Annotated in this window: 6 protein-coding genes; all 6 read left to right on the top strand. The window is 71.8% G+C overall.

Going from position 1 to position 8280, the window contains the following annotated elements:
• The first annotated feature begins 112 nt into the window (after positions 1 to 112).
• Positions 113 to 1321: a DUF7373 family lipoprotein gene (locus tag ON30_RS16500; RefSeq protein ID WP_040708138.1), complete on the top strand. Its 1209-nt coding sequence runs from the start codon at positions 113 to 115 to the stop codon at positions 1319 to 1321.
• A 23-nt stretch (positions 1322 to 1344) separates the two neighbouring features.
• Positions 1345 to 2163, top strand: a complete 819-nt coding sequence (locus tag ON30_RS16495; protein WP_040708188.1) for a DUF3097 domain-containing protein — start codon at positions 1345 to 1347, stop codon at positions 2161 to 2163.
• A 129-nt stretch (positions 2164 to 2292) separates the two neighbouring features.
• On the top strand, positions 2293 to 3108 hold the full coding sequence (locus tag ON30_RS16490) for an Rv1486c family protein (RefSeq protein ID WP_040708137.1): 816 nt from the start codon (positions 2293 to 2295) through the stop codon (positions 3106 to 3108).
• 152 nt (positions 3109 to 3260) lie between these two features.
• Positions 3261 to 4496: an ABC transporter substrate-binding protein gene (locus tag ON30_RS16485; protein ID WP_157183755.1), complete on the top strand. Its 1236-nt coding sequence runs from the start codon at positions 3261 to 3263 to the stop codon at positions 4494 to 4496.
• Positions 4493 to 6379: a hypothetical protein gene (locus tag ON30_RS16480; protein ID WP_040708135.1), complete on the top strand. Its 1887-nt coding sequence runs from the start codon at positions 4493 to 4495 to the stop codon at positions 6377 to 6379. Before ON30_RS16485 ends, ON30_RS16480 begins: the two co-directional genes overlap by 4 nt.
• Positions 6376 to 8208 carry a hypothetical protein gene (locus tag ON30_RS16475; protein ID WP_040708134.1) on the top strand — a complete coding sequence of 611 codons (1833 nt, stop codon included), beginning with the start codon at positions 6376 to 6378 and terminating at the stop codon, positions 8206 to 8208. The genes ON30_RS16480 and ON30_RS16475 overlap by 4 nt, the downstream gene beginning before the upstream one ends.
• Positions 8209 to 8280 lie beyond the last annotated feature (72 nt).

Genomic DNA, 8280 nt, shown 5'->3' with positions numbered 1-8280 from the left:
GGAATAGGTCCGGGCGCGCGGTGTCGGTTGCGCCGGACGGGCGCGTCGCGATGACGGTGTAGGCGGTTGGGAGGTGCCACCGCCGCACCGACTCACGAGGGATACCACCGAGATGCTCCGAGCACGGATGACGTTGTTGGCCGCGGGAACCGCGCTGGTGGCGCTGTTGACCGCCTGCGGGGTGCCGGGGGCCCCGGTCGCGGGCGAACCGGACGTGCGCGGCCTGGAGGTCGGGCCGTACCCGGTGGATCGCCATGTCTACGAACAGGATTCGCACGGCGGCGGCGCGGTGCTCGAAGGGGTGCGGATGGCCGACGCGCTGGCGCCGGTCTATCGGATCGATCCGTCGTTGAGCGCGGGCGTGGATTCCGGGGTGGTGGCCGACAGCGCGGGCGCGGTGGCGGGCTATCTGGCGACGGTGTCGCAGCCGGTGCTGGATCGGCACGAGATGGTGGTGGCCTACCGGGCGATGGGCGCGGACCGTCCGTTCGTCCCGTTCGAGGAGACCCACACCGGTCCGAGTCCGGACACCATCGTGCTCCAGTTGCTGATGCGTTTCCCGAGCGCGTCGGTCGCCGCGCAGGCCGCCCGCGACCTGGAGGACGTCGATTTCCAGGTGGCGCCGGAGCAGAACCGGCGGGTGCGTCACCCCGACTATCCGGACGCGTTGATCCACTGGCGGCCGGGGGTGGCGAATATGGGAGCCTTCGTCGCGGTCGGCGAATACGTGTTGTTCGTGTTCGTCTCGCGGCCCGCCGCCGAGGAACAGGACCTGCTGAAATGGGTGGGCAATACGTTGCGGGTGGAGGTGCCCGCGGTGCGCGCGTTCGCCCCAACGCCGGTGAACCGACTGGACTCGTTGCGTGTCGACCCGGAGAACATGCTGGCCCGGGTGGTGGTCGAGGACCGGGACCGGGAGGTCGACCCCGACTACTTCGTGGTGCATCCGCCCTCGGCGCTGGTGCACGGCGACTCGAATCAGGCGGTGATGGCGCGTACGGTGCAGACGCGCGGTGTGCAGTCGGTGGCGGTGATCGACAACAGTTGGGTGCTGCGGGTGGCCGACGCCGCGAACGCGCCCGCGCTGGCGGCGGATCTGATGGCGGGCGCGGGTGACGAATTCGATCCGGTGGAGGCCCCGCACGAGGTGCCCGGCGCGACGTGCCAGCACCTGAATCGGCGCGGCGACACCGAGACCCAGTACCGCTACCAGTGCTTCCTCACCTACAAGCGTTACGTGGCGGCGGTGGCGGGCGACAGCGAACCCGATGTGCGCCAACGCGTCGCCGCGCAGTACGCGTTGCTGGCCAACAGTCTGTGACCGCCGATGTTAGTTTCGTGGGCGTGAGCGGGCGCGAATACGGTGACATCTTCTCCGGACATCCCCGGACGCGGAAGCGGGCCGTCCCGACGGTGGTGGCCGAGCGTGACCTGGTGGTCGAGGACGCCGCGACCGGATTCTGCGGGGCCGTGGTCGGTTTCGAACGCAGCTACGACGGTGAGTTCGTTCGACTCGAGGACGCGCGGGGCGCGGTGCGACTGTTCGCGTTGCGCGAGGCCGCGTTCCTGATCGACGGCGAACCGGTGACGTTGACCAAACCGGCCGCCGCGCCGCGTGCCCCCGAACGGTCGGCGTCCGGGTCGACCCGGGTGGAGGGCCTGCGCGCCCGGGTCGCGCGGGGCAGCCGGATCTGGGTGGAGGGCGTGCACGACGCCGCTTTGGTCGAACGGGTGTGGGGTCACGATCTGCGGGTCGAGGGGGTGGTGGTCGAACATCTCGAAGGGTTGGACAACCTCGCCGCGCGGCTCGCCGACTTCGGTCCGGGGCCGGGCAGGCGCGTCGGCGTCCTGGTCGACCACTTGGTCCAAGGGTCGAAGGAGACCCAGCTCACCACCGGTCTCGGCCCGCACGTGCTCGTCACCGGTCATCCTTTCATCGACGTGTGGCAGGCGGTGCGCCCGGCGGCGGTCGGGATCCGGGCGTGGCCCTCGGTGCCGCGCGGGGAGGACTGGAAAACCGGCGTCTGCCGCAGGCTCGGGTGGGGTACTCCGCAGCAGGGCTGGCGTCGCGTGTACGAGAGCGTGTCAGGCTTCCGTGACCTGGAATCGCCGCTCCTCGGGGCGGTGGAGCGGCTCATCGATTTCGTCACCGAACCCGAGTAGCACGCGCGAGGGCGGTCCAGGGGCCTGGATTTCGGGGCGGCGGAACCGGCGGGTCGGATCGATCCGCAGCTCACCAGGGTTGTGCCACAGCCGCCCGCCGTCGCGGCGCACCCATTATGCTCGGTGATTATGTGCTCTCCTAGTGCCACGCTCACGGTGTGGGCCGGCTCCTGGCTGGCAGGCACCAGTGCGCCCGACGATGTGCTGGGGGCCCTACAGGCTTGGGCCCCCACCCACACCATCGCCGCGGGTGACCCGGTCACCGGCGGTCGCTCCGACCTGCCGTGGTCCTCGCGCGGCGCGGTCGCGGGCAGCGGAATGATGGCGCTGCTGAAGGTGATTCGGGAGGCCGCGGCCGGTGCGGAGGCGTGGCTGCGGTTGGTGCTGCCGGTGCCCGGCGATGTGCGGGGGCTGCCGGTGGGCACGGTGTTCGCCACCGACGCGGTCGAGGCGGGCGAAGGACTGCTGGTGGGCGCGCCGGGCGCGGAGGGCATCGGCCTGATTCCGCTGTGGGTCGAAGAGGACACCGTGCAGTGGACGATCTACAGCGTGCCGATCCCGCCCGAGCCGGGGCCGGAGATGGCGCTGGGGGAGGCCGAGTACACGATGCGCGAGGCCGTCCGGGACGCGGCCGACGCGCTGATGAAACTGCACACCACCGCCGTCGGCGCGGTCGACTCCGATCCGCGCGAGCTGATCGAGGCCGAACTGGCCGACTATTCGCGCCACGACTACCCGGAGTCGATTCCGTTGCGCGCCAGACGCATTCTCGACACCGCCGACCACGTCGCCGCGATTCTCACTGTCGCGCAGCGGGAACCGGCCTCCTCGCCGACCTCGGCCAGCGCCATCGGGGCGCAGGACGCGCTGCTGCGCCCGCTCTGGGACGCCATTCGCGCGGCCCGTCTGGTCGCGGTGCACGCGGCCGCCCGCGGCGACCGCTGAATCCGTTCTCCCGCTCTGCCACCGGAACTGGGGGCAGCCCGCCGCGCGAATGCCGCTGCGCGAGCGCGGCGCGGCGAGCATAATCGGAACCCACTGTCCGGAAACGGCATCGGGGGTTCATGGTCTCGCGGAGATCGTTGCTGCGAGCGGGGATGCTGCTGCCTCTGGCGGCGGGCTGCGCTCCCGGCCTGACCGTCGATTCGGGCTCGGTGCGCGTCGCCGTCGCCTGGAGCGGCGCGGAATTGGCGGCCTTCCGCACGGTGCTGGCCGATCTGGCGACGCCGGTCGACATCGAGGTGGTGCCGCTGGGCGACGACATCGACACCGCGGTCAGTTCCGCGGGCGCCGCCGCCCCCGACATCGTGATGATGCCGCAGGTCGGGCGGGTAGGCGCGCTCGCCGCCCGTGGCAGGCTCCAGGCGCTGAAACCGGAACTGTGGTCGCCGGGCTACGCCGACTATTGGCGCGAACTGCTGTACCACGAAGGACTGCCCTACGGCGTGCCGTTCAAGGCGTCGGCGAAATCGCTGGTCTGGTACGACCGAGAAGCGGTGCGCCGCTACGGACTCGGCGACCCGGACGCCTGGACGGTCCAGGACTGGATCCGCGCGGCCGAGGGGTTGTCCGACGCGCCGGTGCGCCTGCTGGCCTTGGCGGGAGCCGACGGCTGGGTGCTCACCGACAGTTTCGAGAACATGCTCCGCGCCGAATCACCCGAGGACTACGACGAATTGGCCGACGGCATCGTGCCGCGCCGCTGGGACCGGCCCTCGGTGCGCGCCGCGCTCGGCTACCTGGGCGCGCTGTGGAGCGTGCCCTCCGCGCGCGGCGTCGGTCACGCGCTGACCCGCCAGTTCCCGGACGCGGTGCGCGAGGTGTTCGACCACCGCACCGCCGTGATGGTCGTGATGCCCGATTTCGCCGAACCGATCGTGCGCCGATGCCTGCGCCACGCGAAGCGCCCGGACGACGTCGTCGGCACCACGTGGTTCCCGGCCATCCGCGCGGGCGGGACGCGTCCCCGCATCGTCGGCGGCGACGTGGCGGTGGTGACCTCGCGCGCCGCGTCCGCCGCGGGGGAGGTGGTCGCCGCGCTGAGCACCGCCGCGGCCCCGAAACCGTGGATCGAGCGGTACGGCGGGTTCCTCGGGCCGAATCACCAGACGGTGGCGGACTATTCGCCGTTCCTGCGTCCGGTGATCGCGGAGTTGGCCGAACACCGGGTCTTCGAGTTGTCCGAGCGGGTCGGCGCGATGGGCGGACGCGACGGGCTGTGGCCGGTGCTCACCGATTTCCTCCGCCGGGTGGGTGATCGGGCCGGCGCGGTGGAACCCGCGGTCGAGCAGGCCGTGCGCAGACTGGACGAGATCGAACGGCGGCATCGGTGAGCGCGAATTCCGAGATCCGATCGCACGGGCTGGTACTGGAACTGGCGACCCGGCCGATGCGCGGCGCGCCGGTGCCCGGCGGCCATCCGATCCGCTGGGTGAGCCTGCTGTGGTCGGCGCCCGCCGTGCTGCTGGTGACCGCGGTGCTGATCGTGCCGAGCGCCGTCACCGTCGGGTTCGCCGTCGCCACCACCCCCGAGGTGCCGCTGTGGTGCGCGGTGGGCGTGGTCGCGGTGATCTGCGCGGTGCTGGTGCGCCGTCGACTACCGCGCGTGGACACACCGCGCGGACAGCGAACCCCCGACCAGCGGCAGCAGGCGGAGCGGCGCGATCGGCAGAAGCTGATCCTGTTCACGGTGACGGGCGCGGTGGTCGCGGGCGCGGCGGCGGGCGTGGGGTTCGCGCTCACCCCGACGGGCGCGATCGCCTACCTCTACACGTTGCTGGTGGTGCTGGTGTCCGTCGCCGTGGTCGCGACCGCGCTGTTCGTGGCCCTGCGGATCGGGGACCGGTGGTGGCTGTGGCTGCCGCTGGTCGCGCCCTGCGCCGTGGCCGCCCTGGTGTCGGGGGTGGCCTTCCGCCTGATCTTCCAGCGGGTGGCCGAATTCCTCGACATCGGCAGCGATTCCACGATGACCGCCTGGTTCTTCCTGCTGCCGCCCGTCGCGTTCGCGTGGACCTGGTTCGGGTTCGCCACCGCGCTGCTGCGCGACGGCATCCAGGCCGTGCGGTCCGATCCGGTGCGCGCGGCGCACCTGGACGAGGTCGGTGCGGACCGGTGGGAGCACGGCAAGCGACTGCTGCGCGAACTGCGCCCGGTGGTGCTGGTCCTGGCCACGGGAATCGGCGTGGCCGCCGCGCGGATGTTCGACGTGGTGCTGATCGGCGTACCGTGGCCGTTGCAGGAGTGGAACCAGGGCGCGACCGTGTTCTGGTGGCGGCTGGCCGGTGACCCGGAATCCGGTGTCGGCCCGGAAGCCGTCTACGCGCTGCCGCTGGCCGCCCTCGTCGGCGCCATCGCCTGGTACTTCCAAACCGACATCGGCAGCCAACGCCCGGCCCCGACCGGCGGCAGCGCCGTCCGTGTCCGCGCGATCCGCGAACGCTCCGGATTCGGCAGACGCGTACTCGCGGTCCTCGTGTTCGTGCTGTTCACCGCCCCGCTGCTGGTCCTGGGGATCGCGGTGTTCTACGGCCCCTACGGATTCCAACTCGACGCGCTCACCGGCCTGCCCCGCGACCAAGCGCTGCTGCATTCGCTGGCCACCACCGCGTGGGTGGCCGTGCTCGCGACACTGCTGGTCGTCACCGCCGCCGTCCCCGCCGCCCACCGACTCGCCGCGGGACGCACCGGCAGCACCCGGGCCCGCCTGGCGGTGGTGACCTTGGTAGTGCTCGCGGTCCTGCCGGTGCAGACCTACCTCGGCCCCATCGCCTGGGCGGTCGAACGCAGCGGCCTGTCCGGCACCCAAGGCCCGTTGATCCTGGTGCATGCCGCCGCCGGCATCCCGATCGCGATCCTCATCCTGCGCGCCGCACTGCTGGCCCCCGCCGACAGCCCCGCCGCCGAAGCCCTGCACGGCCTCGCCACCCCCGCCACGACCGTGCGCCGCGTCCTGGACACCACCTGGCCCGCTCTCGGCGCGGTCGCGGTCCTCGAACTCATCCAGGTGTGGAACGACTTCTGCGTCGGATTCCTGCTCGGCGGCGCGGGCGGCAGTCCGTGGTCGCTGCTCATGTGGGGCGAAGCCCGCCAGTTCGAGGAGAACTCCGCGCGCCTGGCCGCCGGATCGCTGCTCTCCGCCGCCGTCCCCGTCCTGCTGCTCGTCCTCACCTGGCGGCGCTGGCTGGTACCCGGACTGACCGGAGGCGCGGTGCGATGACCACACCCCAGAACCGACCCGTGACCGCCCGCGGCGCACCCCGCTCCACCCTGTGGCGCGGCATCCTCGGCTCCGCCCCCGTCCTGTCCTCGGCGATCACCCTGGAACTGGGCCGCAACCTGGTCGTGAACTCCTTCGGCGACACCGAAGTGGTCAAGACCCTCGCCGGCACCCTGCGCATCTTCTCGGTGCTGCTGGTCGCGGGCGGGCTGGTCTTCGCGGGCTATCGCTGGCTCGGGCGCCGACGGGACGACGAGCGCCTCGCGGACCGCCTGGAACTGCTCGAGGACCTGGAGGATCTGGGACCGGAGGTCGCGGGCGTACCGCCGCGGCCACCTCCGGCCGAGCCCGATCGCCTGCCGATGAACAGTGTCGAGGCGGCCATCCTGCGCGACCTGCCACTGCGGGAATACGACAACGCGACGCTGCTGGTCGTGTTGGCGGCGATCGCGGACGCGCCGGACCATCTCCCGGCGACCACCGCGAGGCGACGTTTCCGGACCGCGACCGCGCTACGCGACCACCTGGTGTCACTCGGCGTGCTGGTCCCGGTGGACGCCTGGGGGTATCGCTTGGCGAAAGTGCCGCTGGTTGCTTCGGATCCCGCGGCCACTTCGGGCGTCGCGCTCATGCGCGCGGACCCGGCCTGGGCCGCGGCGCTGTGCGCTCTGCTGCGCCGCTACGCCGACCGCGCGAGTGCCTGGGCGGTCGCCTCCGATCACCTCGACCACGCGCTGTCGGCCCGGCGGTGGTTCTCGACGACCGAACCGATGCTGCGCGCGGTGATCCGAGGATGTGCGGGCACCGCGGCCGCGCGCCGCACCGTGCCCGACTCGTCGCTGCCCGACCTGGTACGCATCCTCGACGCCCTGGAAGTCTGGTACGTCGGCTCGGCCGCCGAGCCGCCCGCCGAGTTCCGCGTCCTGTGCGACCTCGTGTGCCGGATTCCCCGGATGCGGCGCTTCCCGCTGCATCACGACCTGCTCGCGGTGCGGGCGGGGCATGATCTGCGGGTCGGACCGCGACCTCGCCTGTTGCCGAGACGGCTTCATCGGTTCCTTGTGCGCCGCCGACTGATTCGACCGCGCAGTACGCGATCGTGGCGGTTCCGGCCTCGGCGTTTCCGTCCCCGGCAGTGGTCCACATCGATCACCGCGCGCTGGGTACACGACAGGGCCCAACGTGATCTGCGCGGTCGGTGGCCGCTGCCGGACGCCGCCGCTCCCCGCCTCGAACGGGTCTGGTGGACACAACCGCGCGCCGATGTGAGCGCCGAGGTCTGCACCCTGATCAACCTGGCCGTGGTCGAGTTGCGGCGCGGCAGGCTGGAAGCGGCCGAGGACCGGCTGGATCTGGTCTTCTCCCGGACCGAGCGTGGCCGCGATCCCGGCGGACGAGTGCACGCCCACGAGATCACCGGTGTCCTGTGCTGGATGCGCGGTGATTCCGCGCCCGCGCTGCGTAGTTGGCTGACCGCGCTCAACGGTTACCGGGCACTGGCCGACGAGCGGGGGACGGGCCGGTGCCTGCGGCATCTCGGTTCGGCGTTGCTCCTCGCGCCCGAATACGGCGGCGTGGTGCTGGAACCCGATGCGAACGACCCCTTGAACCGCGTGGAGGTCTGGCGGCAGGCGGCGGGGTGGCTGGCCGCCGCCGACACGATGAATCCGCTCGAATCGGGCAGCGAGGTGGCGGGGGAGGACTACGCGGGTCGGGTTCGTGCCCTGCTGAACCCGCCGATCCTGCCGCCGACCGGGATCGACAGATGGCCCGCCGCGCTGGAGGATCCGCACTTGCGCGCCCCCTCGGTGACCGAGCGGACATCGTAATGTCCGCCGCGAAACCTGTGTCCCGATTGACGTGAGTACTCCTCGGTTTCTAATGTGGGACCGCGCAATTCG

Source organism: Nocardia takedensis NBRC 100417, assembly GCF_000308695.1.
Lineage (GTDB): Bacteria > Actinomycetota > Actinomycetes > Mycobacteriales > Mycobacteriaceae > Nocardia > Nocardia takedensis.
This window is presented reverse-complemented; position numbering and strand designations above follow the sequence as displayed.